Consider the following 17,908-nt stretch of genomic DNA (forward strand, 5'->3'; position numbering starts at 1 on the left):
GTCTAATGCCCACACCACTACATATTTTCTCATAAAATGACAAAATAGTCTATACTTTTAATGATTTTTTATCAAAATAATTTCCTATTATTTCTGAGTTTCTCTTGTTTCTTCCAATTTGTATCCCCACAAAGCCTTAATTTGAGTTGCCAATCTGTCATATGTCCACTGTTTTTTGCTTCTTGTAATACAATTTGGATCATTTATCTTGAAACCATTATCGTCATAACCATATATAACTATAAAATGACCACTTAATGTAAAATCACCGGGACCCATTGCACATATAATTAGTCCACCGTTATCTAATTCACTTTCAATACGTTCCTTAGATAGCCCCACCTCATGTATATTTATTCCATATTCTGCCGGAAAAGTTGTCATTAGTTTCCAAGCTGTCCCGATTCCCTCTACATAATATCCGTTTTCTTCACTATATTTCGCCGCTGTAACCGGTGTTACCTTATCATTTCTTGTTAAACTATACACCACCATTGAAACACAGGTTGGTCCACAGCCTGCCAATCCTATATTAGAATCACCGTAGGTCTTATATCCCCACCTTTTATCCCATTGGATAAGTAGTGGAACTTCAGCAGCCCTTTCATTTTTTGACAACTTGGGCTTGCCCTCTGATTCGTAATCAAAATAGTTCGCTATAAATTCCGCCATTTCAGGATTATTTGCCACTTTTTCCAGCAAATCAGTATCATAATTGTCACGATTTTCATATAAATACTTAATATTCTCGTCACTGTCTGAATATTGTTTTAAAAATTTTAATATTTGTGTTCTTGTATATTCCTTTGGAGCACTAATCTTATATTTCTTTTTTGTTTTACTTTTCTTTTCTGCTGTAGTCTCCTCTTTCTTTTCAGTTTCAACCTGTTTAGTAGCGTTTTCTTTAGACTTATGACTTTCATTCTGTTTTGCAATATTTTGAACAATTCCCACTAACAATACAATGCTGATTATTATTCCGCTTATTGTTATGGCAATTTGAATTTTTCTAAGTTTTTTCTGCTCTCTTCTGTAATCTGACTGTTTCATTGTAAATCTCCTGTAAGTTTGATAAAACAGTTATAGTAATTCTGTGTATATTTTTTGTATCAACTATTGCATTTTTTAATCTTAAACATAAAAAGAGTTATTGCTTTAAAAATCAAATTTAATAAATAAAGCAATAACTCATAATTATTACATATTATTTTGCTGTAATATATCCCTTTGCAACTAAAAGTTCTGCTGATAATACAGCTCCTCCTGCGGCACCTCTAAGAGTATTATGTGATAATCCCACAAACTTGTAATCGTATACACTGTCTTCTCTCAAACGTCCTACTGAAATTCCCATTCCATGTTCAAAATTAACGTCTAAAGCTACCTGCGGTCTGTTATCATCCTCTAAGTACTGAATAAACTGCTTTGGTGCACTAGGAAGTTCTAACTTCTGCGGCTCTCCACTAAAGTTTACCATAGCCTCAATTAATTCTTCCTTTGAAGGCTTTTTAGCAAACTTAACAAATACAGCTGCCGTATGTCCGTCTAAAACAGGTACTCTGATACACTGTGTTGTAATAACCGGTGATGTAGCCTTAACAATTTCTCCATCAACAATCTTACCCCAAAGTCTAAGTGGCTCCTGCTCTGATTTTTCTTCTTCACCACCAATGTATGGAATAATGTTTCCCACCATTTCAGGCCAGTCCTTAAATGTTTTGCCGGCACCTGAAATAGCCTGATATGTTGTTGCTACAACTTCTGTAGGCTCAAATTTCTTCCATGCTGTAAGAACAGGTGCATAACTTTGTATTGAACAGTTAGGTTTAACTGCAACAAATCCTTTTGTTGTGCCAAGTCTCTTCTTCTGGAATTCTATTACTTCATAATGTTCAGGATTAATTTCAGGAACTACCATTGGTACATCCGGAGTCCATCTGTGAGCACTGTTGTTTGATACAACAGGTGTTTCTGTTTTTGCATAATCCTCTTCAATTTTCTTGATTTCTTCCTTTGTCATGTCAACAGCACTGAAAACGAAGTCAACTGTTGAAGCAACTGCCTCTACTTCATTAACATTGTGTACAATCATCTTTTTTACACTTTCAGGCATTGGAACTGACATTTTCCATCTGTCCCCAACAGCTTCTTCATATGTCTTTCCTGCTGAACGTGGGCTTGCAGCCAATGTTGTAACTTCAAACCATGGATGATTATCAAGCAATGTGATAAATCTCTGTCCTACCATACCTGTAGCTCCAAGTACGCCTACTTTTAATTTCTTGTCTAATTTCATCATTTCTCTCCTAAAAAATATATTTTAAATTTTATTTAACAAACTTAATAAAGCTCAGACCAGCCATCTCCATTTTTTGAATCAGATTTTTTAGTTTCATCTTCTGTTTTAGAGGTAGTATTCTGCTCATTTTTTTTCTTTTTTTCTTTATTTTCAATGGCTTCATCTGTGAAAATATCATTCATTTCATTGACGTTGCCATTTTTTTTATCATTTTTAGTTTTGTCTGTCTTTTCAGTTGTAACACTATCAGACTTTGCTGTTTCCACAACAACATTTCCCTGTGCATCTGTTACTGTTTCTGACAAAGCTTCAACAGTCTGATCCACGTATGTTGTGGTTTCTTTTGTCACAGCTGATGTGGTTATCTTGTTACTGTCACCTTTATCTTTATTTGATTTTTTTATGCCAAATATAACTGCTACAATGGCAATTACAACTATAACCGCTAACACAATTATTACAATCTTCTTATTTTTCATTTACATCTCCACTCTGCGTTGTCTTTTCACGCTGTTCAATTAAATACCTGTTATAATCATCCCGCGATTTTTTCCAGGTATCTGACATACAGTAAATATTAATGTTTACCATCAAGTAACAAAACATCCATATAATAATTAATCCTGTTATGGAAGCGCCTGCCGTTCTCCTTTTAAATAGTGGAATTGAATCCCGATATTTAAAATCTGATAAGAAAATGGCGGGACTAAAAAATAATATGAAAAAGAAAATATATTTTATGACAAACAACACCACATCCATAGGTTCAAAAGTGTAATACTTTATTTCACCGTAGATTCCGGTAATTATATAAAACGCCATAAAACCATAATATAAAATAGCAAGTATCATCTTATATGAAACACCTGAACGGAAACCAAAAAGTTTTATTCTGTCATCTTTTAGGGAATTTTGTCTGTTGTTTCTTCCCTGCCTGTTTCCTCTTGAATAAATATTGTTGTTTTTTGGTACTTTATAAGGTTTGTATGACATATAAAAGCCTCACTATTAATAAAAAATAAAAGCTCCTGGCGTGACTCGAACACGTGACCTGCTCATTACGAGTGAGCTGCTCTACCAACTGAGCTACAGAAGCGTCTAAACAATGATATTATACATAGTTAAAATATAAATGTAAAGTTTAAAATTACATTTACTTTACATTTTACCACATTATAATAAGTATTTTTCTTTAACATTCTTGATGTGAAGTATTTTGTCTGCTATAATTTTTTTATGATTAGTTTTAAAGTAAATGATATAAATAATTTTATGCAGCATCTTTTAGTTAAGGAGACTTTTGATAATTATTTATTATGCGAAGGACAAATTGATACTTCTAATTCGTTCTCCCTTAACGGACGGATAAATGCGGCTTTTTATGATTCTAATGAACTTGAAGCAAAAATAAATGACTTTGTATATTGGAAGGATATTAAACATATATGCTTTGAAATCATAAAAGGTAAAAAAGTTCCAACTAAAATGAAGCTGGTATTTTCTCTTGCCAAGGAATATCATGGCAAAATTCTAGACGCCTCCGGTATGGATATGGATTTACACCAAATAGGCGGACTGTACATACATATTTTATATGAAAATAATACATTAGAAGTTATAACAGGCACTTCCATTAATGTTTTCACCATGGATAAAACATTAGATCATTATTGGGATAAAATGGTTCTTACCTTTTTTAACAATTATTTTTCCTGTGATGAAAACTAATTTTTTCTAAAATGTTAACAAATAGTAAACTTTTAGCACTCGTTTGAAGCGAGTGCTAATTTTGTATTGACTTTTTATTTTTGTGCGTTAAAATTGACTTTATTGAGAAGGATTACTTCTCTTTTTAGATTTGAAATAAAATATTTTTATATAAGGAGTGATTAATAATGGCAAAAACAGGAAGTTTATCTATTAATAGCGAAAACATATTTCCTATTATTAAGAAATGGCTGTACTCTGACCATGACATTTTTTTCAGAGAATTAGTATCAAACGGATGTGATGCGATTACCAAATTAAAGAAATTGGATATGATGGGTGAAACAGAAATCGCTGATGACGAAGAGCTTAAGGTTCAGGTTATTGTAAATCCTAATGAAAAAACCATCACTTTTATTGATAACGGTATCGGTATGACGGAGGATGAAGTTGATGAATATATTAACCAGATTGCCTTTTCAGGTGCTGAAGCTTTCCTTGAACAGTACAAGGACAAAACATCTGATGACCAGATTATAGGACATTTTGGTTTAGGCTTCTACTCTGCTTTTATGGTTGCCGACAGAGTTACAATTGATACATTATCTTACAAGAAGGATGCTAAGGCTGTATTGTGGGATTGTGAAGACGGAACCGAATTTAACATGAGTGAATCTGACAAAACAACCCGTGGCACAAAGATTACTCTTTACTTAAATGAAGACAGTGTAGAATTTGCCAACATGTACAGAGCCCGTGAAGTTTTGGATAAATATTGCTCATTTATGCCTGTGGAAATATTCTTATCTGACGAAACTGCAGAGCCTGAATATGAAACAATTGACGAATCAGAATTAACAGAAAAAGATACTGTTATTGAACATATTGTAGAGCCGGCTAAAACTGAAGAAAAAGAAAAGGAAGACGGTACTAAGGAGACTGTAGAGGTTGAACCTGAAAAGAAAAAAGTTAAGGTTTTGAAGCGTCCGGTAAGTATCAGTGACACTACTCCTCTTTGGACAAAACATCCAAATGAATGTAGTGATGAAGAATATCGTGCATTTTATCATAAGGTTTTCATGGATTATAAGGAACCTTTATTCTGGATTCATTTAAATATGGATTATCCATTTAATTTGAAAGGTATTTTATACTTCCCTAAGATTAACATGGAATACGAATCCATAGAAGGCACTATTAAACTTTACAACAATCAGGTATTTATCGCCGATAATATTAAAGAGGTGATTCCTGAATTTTTAATGCTTTTAAAGGGTGTTATTGATTGTCCTGATCTTCCACTTAACGTTTCACGTTCTGCTTTGCAAAATGATGGTTTCGTTAAAAAGATTTCAGACTACATTACTAAGAAAGTTGCTGATAAATTATCCGGTATGTGTAAAACCGATAAGGAAAATTATGAGAAATACTGGGATGACATTAGTCCCTTCATTAAATACGGCTGCTTAAAAGACGAGAAATTCTGCGAAAAGATGTCTGACTATGTTCTTTTCAAGAACTTAGATAATAAATATCTTACATTTAAGGAATGCCTTGAAGAAAATAAGGAAAATCATGAAAACACTATTTTCTATACAAACGACCCTGTTCAGCAGAGCCAGTATGTAAATATGTTTAAGGCTCAGGGCATCGATGCAGTTATTTTAAAGGACAGCATTGACCAGCCATTTATTACACAGCTTGAATCAAAGAATGAAGGGGTTAAATTTAAACGTATTGATGATGAATTAAACGATTCATTCACGGAAGAATTAAGTGAAGATGAAGAAAAATCATTAAAAGAAAAGTTAAGCGAAACCTTCAAGAAAGCGTTGGGAAGGGAAATTGATATAAAGGTTCAGAAATTAAAGGATGAAAAGGTATCTTCTATGATTACCGTTTCTGAAGAGACACGCCGTATGCAGGATATGATGAAAATGTATGGTATGTCTAATATGGATCCTTCAATGTTTGGTGGAGCCGGTGAAACTCTTACCCTTAATGCTTCTAACAATCTTGTTAAGTATATTTTGGACAATCCGGAAGGTGAAAACACAGAGCTTATTTGCAAACAGCTTTATGATTTAGCATTAATAAGCCATACACCACTTAATCCTGAAAGCATGACAGCCTTCATTGAACGAAGCAATAAAATTCTTGAAATTTTAACTAAATAATTCAAAGAAACTCCGGTTACCTTTTCTTGTGTAATCGGAGTTTTTTCTTTTTATTTAAGTTCCATTGTTCCAAATATTTCTTCTACTGCCAGGTTGTATTTGTACAAATTCTGGCATTTTCTAACCAACTTGGCACACTTATTTTCATCTTCAAAATTCCATGATACATAATTCCAAAATTCCTTCATTTTGAATAAAAGGTGTTTATCAGCTTTCATTATTTTTTCAAAATCCCGGTACAGCCTGTCATGGTACTGTTTTAACATTTCTTTAGTAAGCTTTTCTTGTCCCTTAATTTCATTTACCAACTGTGGATTTGCAATCAGTCCTCTGCCAATCATTACCGCCTCTACATTGTACTTTTTTGCAAAATTTTCATAATCCATAACTGTTCTAATGTCCCCATTATAGCACAAAGGATTCCTGCTCACCTTGACAGCATAATCAAAAGCCTTCATATCCGGCGTATCCCTATACATTTGCTTTCTAGTTCTGGGATGTATGGTAAGTTCACTAATTGGATATTGGTTATAAACCTCCATAATTTCCGAAAATCCTTCAGCATCATTTACTCCTATCCTTGTTTTTACCGAAATATCCAGTCCACTTTCGTCTGAATCCCTCCAGTTAAATATTTCCTCAAAAAACCTGTCCATGGCATCTGTATCCCTAAGGAATCCCGAACCTTTGTTTTTGGCTACTACCGTACCTGAAGGGCAACCAATATTTATATTAATTTCCTTTGTATAACCCATATCCATAATCTGTTTTGTAGCCTTTATAAAATAATCTGCCCGATTAGTTAAAATCTGAGGAACTAGATTTACCTTACCACTATTGTTTTCCGGCAAAATATCCCTTATTTCTTTTCCCTTTAATTTGTCATTTACACAAGGAGAAATAAAGGGTGCATAGTATTTATCCACTCCACCAAACAAATCTGCAAAAGCATTTCTATATGTAAATCCCGTTACTCCCTCTAAAGGTGCAAAATAAAATTTCATTTCAACTGACCTTTCATTAGTTTTCTAATTATTTCATTGATTCTTAAGCAAGCTATAGTATATCAAAAGAACATTTGAAAAACCAGTGCTTAAATGATATACTTTTATAGTTGTAGGCCTATTAGGTCTTAAATAAACTAAAAATTACGAAATAGCGAGGTATACATATGAAATTATGGGGCGGTCGTTTTACAAAAGAGGAAAATCAGTTAGTTCATAACTTTAATGAATCTCTCTCTTTTGACCAGAAATTTTATGCACAGGATATACGTGGAAGTATTGCTCATGTTAAAATGCTTGGTAAACAAAATATTATTTCCACAGATGAAATGAATCAGATTATCAAAGGATTAGAAGGTATTAAGGAAGATATTGATAATGGTACTCTTCAGTTTTCAAAGGAAAGTGAAGATATTCACAGCTTTGTTGAAGCTAATTTAATAGAACGTATTGGCGACGCCGGCAAAAAGCTTCACACAGGAAGAAGCCGTAATGACCAGGTTGCCTTAGATATGAAATTATACACCAGAGATGAAGTGGTTGAAATTAACGGATTACTTAAGACTCTTCTTTCTTCTCTGTTAAATGTTATTGAAAATAACACAGAAACATATATGCCGGGATTTACTCATCTTCAAAAGGCACAGCCAATTACTCTTGCCCATCATTTTGGTGCATATTTTGAAATGTTTAAACGTGACCGTGACAGACTTGATGATATTTATAAAAGAATGAATTATTGTCCTCTTGGTTCAGGTGCCCTTGCAGGAACTACCTATCCGTTAGACAGAGAATATACTGCGCAGTTACTTGATTTTGACGGACCGACTTTAAACAGTATGGATTCAGTATCAGACAGGGACTACATCATTGAGCTTCTCAGTGCATTGTCTACTATTATGATGCATTTAAGCCGCTTCTGTGAGGAAATCTGCATTTGGAACTCCAATGAATACAGATTTGTAAACATTGACGATTCCTATAGCACAGGTTCAAGTATTATGCCACAGAAGAAAAATCCTGATATTGCGGAGCTTATTCGTGGCAAAACAGGACGTGTATATGGTGCCCTTACTTCTATTCTTACAACAATGAAGGGACTTCCTCTTGCCTATAATAAGGATATGCAGGAAGATAAGGAGCTTACCTTTGATGCCATTGACACTGTAAAGGGCTGTATTGTTTTATTTACAGGAATGATTGACACAATGACTTTCAATAAAGATATTATGGAAGCCAGCACCAAACATGGATTTACTAATGCCACAGATGCTGCTGACTACCTTGTAAATCATGGTGTTCCTTTTAGAGATGCCCACGGAATTGTAGGTCAGTTAGTTCTTTTCTGTGAAGAAAAGAAAATTGCCTTAGACGATATGACTTTAGACGAATATAAGGCAATCAGCCCTGTTTTTGAAGATGATATATACAATGCTATCAGCTTAGAAACATGCGTAAACAAACGAATAACCATCGGTGCTCCGGGACCTGATGCAATGAAAAAGGTAATTAAGGTATATAAAGAATATTTAAACAAATAAATCCGTACACAAAAATCTCCTGTCAGGCTATCCTGTAACAGGAGATTTTTAGTATGTATATTTTTAATCTATACTATTGTTTGATTTGTCCACCTTTTTCTGAATCCAATAAAATATTATGGCAGTCATAATGATTGACCATCCCAGATAAATCCCATTGTTTTCAAAGTGGATGTTCATATATGGAATGTATACTACTTCCCAATCAGTTACCCTTCTGTCAAAGTAATTTGAAACCGAGAAAATGCTTCCAAAAAGTTGAACTGCACCTATTAATAACATCATAAAATTTAATATTTTCCTGTTTTTTACAACCAGTGCCATGACAACAGCAGCTATTAGACCAATCAAAACTGCCATGAAAAAACATTTGTCCCAAATTGCATAATTATCTCCCATAAAATATTTTTCAACATAACTTCTGTCTTTATCTGATATTATGTGTATGCTGTTTTTTAATCTTTCAGCATTATGAAAAATGATACTTGTGGGTATAATATATGCCCATTCCATAACACACACAAACGATACCAGAAACATTCCATTATTTTTAAAAATTTTATCAGTCAGAGAAAATATGAAATAACCTATTACACAACCTAAAATCATAAGAATGGCATTTGGGTTAAGTAAAAACATAATCAATGAACCAAATATTACTCCACAATAACTTGAAAACATTTTTTGTATTGTTACTGTTGAAATTTTGTTCCCCTTTATGCATAAATACAAGCCTCCCAAAATGGATGCCGTTGCTTTAAGTATAAACAACCTCCAAAAAAGAAAAGTTAATATTTCCATAACTCCCTCCATGGATCAATCAAGCCTTAAAAAGGCAATGTTAACCTATATTAATACAAAAAATTATATTTCAAAATTGTATCTTTCTTGTAACATTATCAAATATTTCATACTAAAACAGGCATTACCTTAACGCAAGGTAGCAAGGTAACACCTGTTTCTACATCATATCTATAGTCTAAGTCATTCTAAGGGTTACATATTTTACACGGTTCATACCCCTGTTCTATCACTTCTTCTCTAGAGCCTTTATATTTGCCTTTATTTGCCTCACTCATTTGCTTAACACCTCTACATCCCGGCAAATGGAACTTATGTGTATTCATGTTTAAAATATAATCATACTTTGAATCATCCTGATTTTCATTAGAGGTTTGATTTTTTGATGTTCCACCTTTTGAAGTGTTATTTTTACTGCTTCCATTTTGTGCTGTCTTAATTTTCCCTGAGCCACTGCTTTCCCCTGTGGCATAGTTTATTTTTACATTTGGCTGAGCATTATAGCAAAATACGTTAAAACATATTCCGTCTCCATCATCCTCGACAGAATATCCTTCCATTAAGACACCTCTTGCCACCAGTTCATTTCCAACAAACACAGGAGTAACCCTATACATTACGTGATTTTTGGTTTCTTTTACATAATCTGCCACCATATTTTCAAAAGGAAGCATACCATCAACATTTAAATATCTGGTTCCCGTAATAAGGTTTCTCTCGTTGGCATTTTCTCCTGATAACTGGTATCCGATTAAATGACAGCGGTTGTACAGAGATTTTCCGTCAACAAAATTATATCTAACCGAATGCCAGCCTGTGGGCTTTACCTGACTTATGGAACCTCTCTTTTCACTAGGCATTAAGTCTGTTCCAATAGATGCCTCAGCCACTCCACATCTTCCCAGATAATCAAGCTTTGAATACTTTTCAAAGGACTTTCCCTTTAATTCATTCTTTTTAAAAAATGGCTCGTTATTGTTAATTGCAACATATGGTTTGTTTTTATATTTCGGAACATTTTTATAGCTAAATGACGATTTGCTGCTCTTAGTTGTCCTTTTACTACTTTTATTCTTTTTCGACGATGTGTTTTTGCCACTTTTTTTCTTTGGCTTCTTAGAATCACTTTTAGTGGCACTGTTGCTCTTAGTAACTGCCTGAGTTACCTCTGTATTGTCTGAGTAAGTGGATATATCCTGACTACATCCTGAAAAAAATAAAGCAATAAGTGTTAAATATACCAGTAAACCTTTAAATTTATTCTTCATTTCTCAAATACACCTCTTTAACTATTTTTTCATGGGAATATCCCTTAAATTCCAAAGTAGACGTTAAATGGTAGCCTTCTAAATTGAGGCAATAATCTGACGGATATACTTTGTCCCATCTGTAAACAATTATTTTCTTTATATTTTCTAACTGAACATCTTCATTTTCCACAAAACAAAAGTCATTTTCCAAATATTGCCCTTCAAAATCATCAGTTATAACTATGTTTTCACATTCATTTTCAAATAATTTATGTGAATATTCAGTCATTATTAAATTATTGTTTTTGGTAATAAAGGCTATATCCTTAATTACTTCTCTATCCCGGCTTTGTCTTCTGTTATTAAAATACATACCGTTATTTAAATCCAAACATACAATTAAAACCATAGCAAGTGTTTCCTCCTCGTCTACTTATTTGAAATATGCACGTCTAACTGATTATAAGGTATAACAATGTCTTTTTCATCAAGACCTGTTTTGATATGTTCATTTAAATAGTCATATGCCTGCCAGTAATCCTTTGTTTCCACCCATACTCTTGCCTCTAATGCTATGGCACTGTCATCTAATTTGGTAATTGCCACATCATTAGACCTGTCCTTTAGTGTATATGGGCATTTTGATATAATATCCCGTACAACATTTTTAACATTAGCAAGGTCGCTGTCATAGTGAACTGAAAACTTTACGTCTACACGTCTGCCGTCTTCATTGGAATAATTAATAATAGTATTATTTGCCACTTCACCGTTAGGACATTTTATAATTCTGTTGTCATATTTAACCAATGTTGTATATATAATGTCAATTTTCTTAACAATACCTTCTTCACCACATATTTGTACATAATCCCCTATTATAAATGGTTTTGAAACCAAAATAAGTACGCCACCTGCAAAGTTGGCAAGGCTTCCCTGAAGTGCCAGACCTATGGATAATCCACCTGTTCCTAAAAGGGTAATAAAAGATGTTGTCTGGATGCCGATTTCACCACATATAATGATTAAAACCATAACATAACCCACAACTTTTATTATTGAGTCAATAAATTTTACAACTCCCAAATCCACTGTAGACTTAAGAAGTAATTTTTTAACAAATTTCCGGACAAACTTAATTATAATTTTTCCAATTACAAATATTATAATTGCAACTAGTATGCTAAATCCGAAATTAATAAGCTTGTCCACCATGCTATCTGTAAATTTGGCTAATCTGCTTACATCCTGGCTGATTTTTTCAGCATCTAATTCTTCTACCACATTATCGGCTGCTAATAAAAATTCCATAATACTCTCCATAAAATCAATAATGAGGCTATTATACAACAGCCTCATTATATCAGTAAATTATTAAAAATAAATTATTTAACTATTCTTACCTTAATTACACCTTCAACTGCATTTAATTTTTCAATTAAAGCATCTGTTACAGGGTGGTCTAAATCAATAATTGCATATGCAAAGTCACCTCTTGACTTATCTACCATGTCTGCCACGTTAATATTTTCACCTGCTACTACAGATGTAAGCTGACCAATCATGTTTGGTACATTTTTATGACAAATAGTAATTCTGGCTGTCTTATCACATAAACCAAGAGTTGCTGCAGGATAGTTTACTGAATTTGTAATATTTCCGTTTTCAACGAAATCCATGATTTCATTTACTGCCATTACAGCACAGTTATCTTCTGATTCTTCTGTTGACGCTCCAAGGTGAGGAGTTGCAATTACGCCATCCATATTAGCTGTCTTTGCATTAGGGAAATCTGTAACGTATTTTTTAACCTTGCCTGACTTAAGTGCCTCAGCCATATCATCATCACATACAAGTAAATCTCTTGCAAAGTTAAGAACAACAACGCCATCCTTCATCATGGCAATTGTGTCTTTATTAATCATTTCCTTTGTATCATCAAGAAGAGGTGTGTGAACTGTAATAAAATCACATGTCTTAAAAATTTCTTCTCTTGTATTTACAAGATTAACTGCTCTCTTAAGGCTTAATGCACTTTCAACTGAAAGATAAGGGTCTGTTCCATATACTTCCATTCCCAGTGAAACAGCCATATTTGCTACTAATCTTCCGATTGCTCCAAGACCAATAACACCAAGCTTTTTACCTTTAATTTCATTTCCGGCAAAATTCTTCTTTGCCTTTTCCATTGTCTTGTTAATGTTTTCATCTTCATTGTTATCGCTTACCCACTTGTTGCCTCCGATTATATCTCTTGAAGCAAGAAGCATCCCACAAAGAACTAATTCCTTTACTCCGTTAGCATTTGCTCCAGGTGTGTTAAATACAACAATACCCTTTTCAGCACACTTATCAAGGGGAATATTATTAACTCCTGCACCTGCTCTTGCTACTGCCATAAGGCTTTCCGGTAAATCTAAATCATGCATTGCCGCACTTCTTACCAAAGCTACATCAGCCTGTGCAAAATCATCTGTCATTTCATAATTATCGCTAAATAAATCTGTTCCTAATTTAGAAATAGGATTTAAACAATTTACTTTTGTCATTTCTCTGCTCCTTATTTTATATTATAATCTGCAGCATAACCTAAAAAGCCATGCTGCAATATATTAAATTACATATTCTCTTTTTCAAATTTATCCATAAATTCTACCAAAGCCTTAACACCTTCAATAGGCATAGCATTATAAATACTTGCTCTCATTCCACCTACAGTTCTATGTCCCTTAAGATTTTCAAGTCCTGCAGCCTTAGCTTCTGCAACAAATTTTGCGTCTAATTCTTCGTTTCCTGTTACAAAAGGAACATTCATTAATGAACGGTCTTTTGGAACTACTGTTCCCTTAAATAACTTGCTGTTATCTAAGAAATCATAAAGAATTTTAGCCTTTTCTTCGTTATGCTTCTTCATTGCTTCAAGACCACCCATTTTCTTAATCCACTTAAATACCTTACCACAGATATAAATTCCATAGCAAGGAGGTGTATTGTAAAGTGAGCCTGCATCTGCCTGTGTCTTCCATGCCAGCATAGTTGGTACAGTACTGTCAACTTCCTCAGGAATTAAATCTTCCCTAATAATTGCAATAACAACACCTGCAGGTCCTACGTTCTTCTGAACACCACCATAAATAACGCCATACTTTGTAACATCAACCGGCTCTGAAAGGAAACATGATGATACATCAGCTACTAATGTATGTCCCTTTGTATTTGGTAATTCATGATATTTTGTACCATAAATTGTATTGTTCTCACAAATATAAACGTAATCTACATCATCATCAATATCCAAGTCACTGCAATCAGGAATATATGAGAATGTCTTATCAGCTGATGAAGCAACTCTCTTTACCTCAAGAAATTTTTCAGCCTCTGCAGCTGCTTTCTTTGCCCACTGACCTGTGATAATATATGCTGCCTTACCATTTTTCTTTAAATTCATAGGAACTGCAGCAAACTGCTGTGAAGCTCCTCCCTGAAGGAATAATACCTTATAGTTATCAGGAATATTCATTAAATCTCTAATATCCTGTTCTGCTTCATCAATAATCTGCTGGAACATTTTTGAACGATGGCTCATTTCCATTACGCTCATTCCACATCCCTTGTAATCAAGCATTTCATCTGCTGCTTCTTTCAATACTTCTTCCGGTAATACTGCCGGACCTGCTGAGAAATTATATACTCTGCTCATTTTTTATTTGCCTCCTAATTTATATTATATATTTAACAATCATATCCTCTTGCTGCTAAATCCTCTTCAGAGAATGCCTCACTGATAGCTGTATTAGCAGGAACCATTGGAAATACCTTATCGTCTTCATCTATCTGTGCATCAATTACACAAGGGATGTTTAATTCGATGGCTTCCTTCAATGCCTTTTCAAATTCATCTACAGTTGTTACACGGTAAGCCTTAGCTCCCATACCTTCTGAAATCTTTACGAAATCAACTGCATCATTAAGAACTGTATTAGAATATCTCTTTCCGTAGAATAATGTCTGCCACTGTCTAACCATTCCCAAAACGTGATTGTTAATTACAATCTGAATAATTGGAATGTTATATCTTGTTGCTGTGGCAATTTCGTTCATATTCATTCTAAAGCAACCGTCACCTGCGATATTTACGCAAATCTTGTCTTTGTTGCCCATTTTTGAACCTATACAAGCGCCAACACCATATCCCATGGTACCAAGTCCACCGGATGTAATAAGCTGTCTTGGTCTGCTATATTTATAAAACTGTGCTGCCCACATCTGATGCTGTCCAACATCTGTTGTAATAATAGCATCTCCCTTTGTAATGTTGTACAAAGAATCAATAACTGCCGGACCTGTAAGTTTCGACTTATCTAAATCAAGAGGATATTTTTCTTTCATTTCCTCTATATGCTTCATCCAGTCTTCATGATTCTGTGGAGTAACTAATTTATTGAGTCTTACGAGAACTTCCTTAATGTCACCTATAATGCTGGCATCAGCCTTAATATTTTTATTAATTTCTGACGGATCCACATCAATATGTACAACACTGGCATTATTAGCAAACTTCTTTGCATTACCTGTAACTCTGTCGCTAAATCTCGCTCCAAGAACTAACAGTAAATCACATTCAGTAACACCAAAGTTTGATGTCTTTGTTCCATGCATACCAATCATGCCTGTATATCTCTTATTAGTTCCCTCAATAACACCTTTACCCATAAGTGTGTCACATACAGGTGCGTCAACTAATTGAGCAAATTCTCTTACTTCCTTATCTGCTTCAGATATTACGGCACCACCGCCAACTAAAATAAACGGTTTCTTAGAAGCTGCAATCATTTCTGCAACTGTATTTAAATCATCTTCAGTAATCATATCTGAATATCTCTTTATTTCTTCAGGCTTCTTACTTTCAAAATCAATCTTGTTAGCTGTAACATCCTTTGTAATATCTACAAGTACAGGGCCCGGTCTTCCACTCTTAGCAATTTTAAATGCTTTTCTAAGTGTAGGTGCTAAATCCTCAATTTCCTTTACAATAAAGTTATGCTTTGTAATAGGCATTGTTGCACCAACAATATCTATTTCCTGGAATGAATCCTTTCCAAGACCTGATTTTGCAACGTTAGCTGTAATAGCTACCAGTGGAACAGAATCCATATATGCTGTTGCAATACCTGTAACAAGATTTGTTGCTCCCGGACCTGATGTTGCCATACAAACTCCAACCTTACCTGTTGAACGGGCATATCCGTCAGCAGCATGGGCTGCACCCTGTTCATGGGATACAAGGATGTGATTTATATCATCTGAGTTCTTGTAAAGCTCATCGTAAATATTTAAAATAGTTCCTCCCGGATAACCGAATACTGTATCAACACCCTGTTCTTTAAGACATTCTATAACAATTTGTGAACCATTTAATATCATAGTATTTCCTCTCTTCCGCTTTATTTATTTATCTCTAATGTAGCTCCCTTATTGCCTGATGTAACCATAGAGGCGTATCTTGCTAAATAGCCTGTAGTTACCTTTGGTTCTCTAGGCTGCCATTTTTCTTTTCTCTTTGCCATTTCTTCATCTGAAACATCTACATTAAGTGTCATTTCAGGAATATTTATCTTAATAATATCTCCCTCTTCAACTAATGCTATAGGTCCGCCTACAGCTGCCTCAGGTGATACGTGTCCAATGGAAGCTCCTCTTGAAGCACCTGAAAATCTGCCGTCTGTAATAAGAGCAACTGTCTCACCAAGTCCCATACCTGCAATAGCTGATGTAGGATTTAACATCTCTCTCATACCAGGGCCACCCTTAGGTCCTTCATATCTGATAACAACAACATCACCATCAACAATTTTTCCACCTTTAATTGCTGCAATAGCATCTTCCTCACATTCAAACACTCTTGCCGGTCCTTCATGTACCATCATTGAGTCTGCAACTGCTGAACGTTTAACAACTGAACCATCAGGTGCAAGATTTCCCTTAAGAACTGCAAGACCACCTGTTTTACTATATGGATTGTCTAACGGCCTTATAACCTCAGGGTTCTTATTTACGCAACCCTTAATATTCTCTCCAACAGTCTTTCCTGTAACTGTCATACAATCTTCATGTAATAAACCAAGTTCACTTAACTCATTCATAACTGCGTAAACACCACCGGCTTCGTTAAGGTCTTCCATATATGTAGGACCTGCAGGAGCCAAATGACATAAGTTAGGTGTCTTAGCACTGATTTCATTAGCAAATGAAATATCAAAATCAAATCCTATTTCATGGGCAATTGCCGGAAGATGTAACATACTGTTTGTTGAGCATCCCAGTGCCATATCTACTGTTAATGCATTGAGAATTGCATCTTTTGTCATAATATCTCTTGGTCTGATATCTTTTCTTACCATTTCCATTACAGCCATACCTGCATGTTTTGCAAGTTTAAGTCTCTCAGAATAAACTGCCGGAATGGTTCCATTTCCTTTAAGTCCCATACCCAGTGCTTCTGTTAAGCAGTTCATTGAGTTAGCTGTATACATTCCTGAACATGAACCACATGTAGGACATACCTTTTCCTCAAATTCTCTTACGTCATCAAGAGTCATTTTACCGGCAGCATTAGCACCAACCGCTTCAAACATTGATGAAAGACTTCTCTTCTGACCATGTACATGTCCTGCAAGCATTGGTCCACCTGAAACAAATACTGTTGGGACATTAACTCTGGCAGCTGCCATTAAAAGTCCCGGTACGTTTTTGTCACAGTTAGGAATCATTACCAATGCATCAAACTGATGGGCTTTAGCCATACATTCAGTTGAATCTGCAATTAAATCTCTTGTTACGAGAGAATATTTCATTCCCTCATGTCCCATAGCAATACCATCGCAAACAGCAATAGCCGGGAACATAATTGGAGTACCACCTGCCATGGCAACTCCCATTTTAACTGCCTGTGCTATTTTGTCCAGATTCATATGTCCCGGAACAATTTCATTATATGAACAAACAATACCAACCAAAGGTCTTGAAAGCTCTTCCTCTGTCATACCGAGAGCATTAAACAATGACCTATGTGGTGCCTGCTGTATTCCTTTTTTTACTGAATCACTCTTCATAATAAACCTCCTGAAAT

At 34.6% G+C, this 17,908-nt stretch carries 16 protein-coding genes and 1 tRNA gene; 3 read left to right on the forward strand and 14 right to left on the reverse strand.

Annotated features, from left to right (window positions below):
- Positions 1–87: 87 nt before the first annotated feature.
- The 5 genes from H8S00_RS05565 to H8S00_RS05585 form a co-directional block, all read right to left on the reverse strand.
- A complete protein-coding gene (locus H8S00_RS05565) occupies positions 88–1,050 on the reverse strand; it encodes a C39 family peptidase (RefSeq protein WP_021952911.1) in 963 nt (320 codons plus the stop codon).
- A 154-nt stretch (positions 1,051–1,204) separates the two neighbouring features.
- Positions 1,205–2,299, reverse strand: a complete 1,095-nt coding sequence (gene asd, locus H8S00_RS05570; protein ID WP_186840231.1) for an aspartate-semialdehyde dehydrogenase — start codon at positions 2,297–2,299, stop codon at positions 1,205–1,207.
- 41 nt (positions 2,300–2,340) lie between these two features.
- Positions 2,341–2,778, reverse strand: a complete 438-nt coding sequence (locus H8S00_RS05575) for a hypothetical protein (RefSeq protein WP_186840232.1) — start codon at positions 2,776–2,778, stop codon at positions 2,341–2,343.
- On the reverse strand, positions 2,768–3,292 hold the full coding sequence (locus H8S00_RS05580; RefSeq protein WP_186840233.1) for a hypothetical protein: 525 nt from the start codon (positions 3,290–3,292) through the stop codon (positions 2,768–2,770). Before H8S00_RS05580 ends, H8S00_RS05575 begins: the two co-directional genes overlap by 11 nt.
- Before the next feature lie 30 nt (positions 3,293–3,322).
- Positions 3,323–3,395: transfer RNA gene (locus H8S00_RS05585), tRNA-Thr, on the reverse strand.
- A 140-nt stretch (positions 3,396–3,535) separates the two neighbouring features.
- On the opposite strand from H8S00_RS05585, the gene H8S00_RS05590 reads away from it, so the two are divergent.
- Positions 3,536–4,027, forward strand: coding sequence for a DUF5721 family protein (locus H8S00_RS05590; protein ID WP_021952907.1), 492 nt, complete (start codon positions 3,536–3,538; stop codon positions 4,025–4,027).
- Between the two features lie 167 nt (positions 4,028–4,194).
- Positions 4,195–6,183: a molecular chaperone HtpG gene (gene htpG, locus H8S00_RS05595; protein WP_021952906.1), complete on the forward strand. Its 1,989-nt coding sequence runs from the start codon at positions 4,195–4,197 to the stop codon at positions 6,181–6,183.
- A 50-nt stretch (positions 6,184–6,233) separates the two neighbouring features.
- Here htpG and H8S00_RS05600 read toward each other — a convergent pair whose 3' ends face one another.
- Positions 6,234–7,187: a tRNA dihydrouridine synthase gene (locus H8S00_RS05600; protein ID WP_186840234.1), complete on the reverse strand. Its 954-nt coding sequence runs from the start codon at positions 7,185–7,187 to the stop codon at positions 6,234–6,236.
- A gap of 167 nt (positions 7,188–7,354) precedes the next feature.
- Between H8S00_RS05600 and argH the strand changes: the two genes are divergently transcribed.
- Positions 7,355–8,728: an argininosuccinate lyase gene (argH, locus tag H8S00_RS05605; RefSeq protein WP_186840235.1), complete on the forward strand. Its 1,374-nt coding sequence runs from the start codon at positions 7,355–7,357 to the stop codon at positions 8,726–8,728.
- A 63-nt stretch (positions 8,729–8,791) separates the two neighbouring features.
- Here argH and H8S00_RS05610 read toward each other — a convergent pair whose 3' ends face one another.
- The 8 genes from H8S00_RS05610 to ilvD form a co-directional block, all read right to left on the reverse strand.
- Positions 8,792–9,529 (reverse strand): hypothetical protein, encoded by a 738-nt coding sequence (locus H8S00_RS05610; protein WP_186840236.1) that lies wholly within the window; start codon positions 9,527–9,529, stop codon positions 8,792–8,794.
- Between the two features lie 188 nt (positions 9,530–9,717).
- The gene (locus tag H8S00_RS05615; RefSeq protein ID WP_186840237.1) at positions 9,718–10,797 is read right to left on the reverse strand and encodes a DNA/RNA non-specific endonuclease; all 1,080 of its coding nucleotides are present in this window, start codon (positions 10,795–10,797) and stop codon (positions 9,718–9,720) included.
- Positions 10,787–11,188, reverse strand: a complete 402-nt coding sequence (locus H8S00_RS05620; RefSeq protein ID WP_021952899.1) for a hypothetical protein — start codon at positions 11,186–11,188, stop codon at positions 10,787–10,789. The genes H8S00_RS05615 and H8S00_RS05620 overlap by 11 nt, the downstream gene beginning before the upstream one ends.
- 20 nt (positions 11,189–11,208) lie before the next feature.
- Positions 11,209–12,090, reverse strand: a complete 882-nt coding sequence (locus H8S00_RS05625) for a mechanosensitive ion channel family protein (protein ID WP_186840238.1) — start codon at positions 12,088–12,090, stop codon at positions 11,209–11,211.
- Positions 12,091–12,164: 74 nt separating this feature from the next.
- Entirely contained in the window at positions 12,165–13,328 is a 1,164-nt protein-coding gene (locus tag H8S00_RS05630) for a phosphoglycerate dehydrogenase (RefSeq protein ID WP_186840239.1), read from the reverse strand.
- A 68-nt stretch (positions 13,329–13,396) separates the two neighbouring features.
- Complete coding sequence (serC, locus tag H8S00_RS05635; RefSeq protein WP_021952896.1) at positions 13,397–14,479, reverse strand: 3-phosphoserine/phosphohydroxythreonine transaminase; 1,083 nt, start codon at positions 14,477–14,479, stop codon at positions 13,397–13,399.
- 32 nt (positions 14,480–14,511) lie between these two features.
- Positions 14,512–16,203, reverse strand: coding sequence for a biosynthetic-type acetolactate synthase large subunit (ilvB, locus tag H8S00_RS05640; RefSeq protein WP_021952895.1), 1,692 nt, complete (start codon positions 16,201–16,203; stop codon positions 14,512–14,514).
- A 20-nt stretch (positions 16,204–16,223) separates the two neighbouring features.
- A complete protein-coding gene (ilvD, locus tag H8S00_RS05645; protein ID WP_021952894.1) occupies positions 16,224–17,891 on the reverse strand; it encodes a dihydroxy-acid dehydratase in 1,668 nt (555 codons plus the stop codon).
- Between the last annotated feature and the right edge of the window lie 17 nt (positions 17,892–17,908).

The sequence above is a fragment of the Eubacterium segne genome (assembly GCF_014287775.1).
Taxonomy (GTDB): Bacteria; Bacillota; Clostridia; order Lachnospirales; family Lachnospiraceae; genus Eubacterium_G; species Eubacterium_G segne.

Bases quoted from the DNA above. Each gene is read 5' to 3' on its own strand.
- H8S00_RS05565 (WP_021952911.1), bottom strand. From the start codon at position 1,050: ATGAAACAGTCAGATTACAGAAGAGAGCAGAAAAAACTTAGAAAAATT.
- asd (WP_186840231.1), bottom strand. From the start codon at position 2,299: ATGATGAAATTAGACAAGAAATTAAAAGTAGGCGTACTTGGAGCTACA.
- H8S00_RS05575 (WP_186840232.1), bottom strand. From the start codon at position 2,778: ATGAAAAATAAGAAGATTGTAATAATTGTGTTAGCGGTTATAGTTGTA.
- H8S00_RS05580 (WP_186840233.1), bottom strand. From the start codon at position 3,292: ATGTCATACAAACCTTATAAAGTACCAAAAAACAACAATATTTATTCA.
- H8S00_RS05590 (WP_021952907.1), top strand. From the start codon at position 3,536: ATGATTAGTTTTAAAGTAAATGATATAAATAATTTTATGCAGCATCTT.
- htpG (WP_021952906.1), top strand. From the start codon at position 4,195: ATGGCAAAAACAGGAAGTTTATCTATTAATAGCGAAAACATATTTCCT.
- H8S00_RS05600 (WP_186840234.1), bottom strand. From the start codon at position 7,187: ATGAAATTTTATTTTGCACCTTTAGAGGGAGTAACGGGATTTACATAT.
- argH (WP_186840235.1), top strand. From the start codon at position 7,355: ATGAAATTATGGGGCGGTCGTTTTACAAAAGAGGAAAATCAGTTAGTT.
- H8S00_RS05610 (WP_186840236.1), bottom strand. From the start codon at position 9,529: ATGGAAATATTAACTTTTCTTTTTTGGAGGTTGTTTATACTTAAAGCA.
- H8S00_RS05615 (WP_186840237.1), bottom strand. From the start codon at position 10,797: ATGAAGAATAAATTTAAAGGTTTACTGGTATATTTAACACTTATTGCT.
- H8S00_RS05620 (WP_021952899.1), bottom strand. From the start codon at position 11,188: ATGGTTTTAATTGTATGTTTGGATTTAAATAACGGTATGTATTTTAAT.
- H8S00_RS05625 (WP_186840238.1), bottom strand. From the start codon at position 12,090: ATGGAATTTTTATTAGCAGCCGATAATGTGGTAGAAGAATTAGATGCT.
- H8S00_RS05630 (WP_186840239.1), bottom strand. From the start codon at position 13,328: ATGACAAAAGTAAATTGTTTAAATCCTATTTCTAAATTAGGAACAGAT.
- serC (WP_021952896.1), bottom strand. From the start codon at position 14,479: ATGAGCAGAGTATATAATTTCTCAGCAGGTCCGGCAGTATTACCGGAA.
- ilvB (WP_021952895.1), bottom strand. From the start codon at position 16,203: ATGATATTAAATGGTTCACAAATTGTTATAGAATGTCTTAAAGAACAG.
- ilvD (WP_021952894.1), bottom strand. From the start codon at position 17,891: ATGAAGAGTGATTCAGTAAAAAAAGGAATACAGCAGGCACCACATAGG.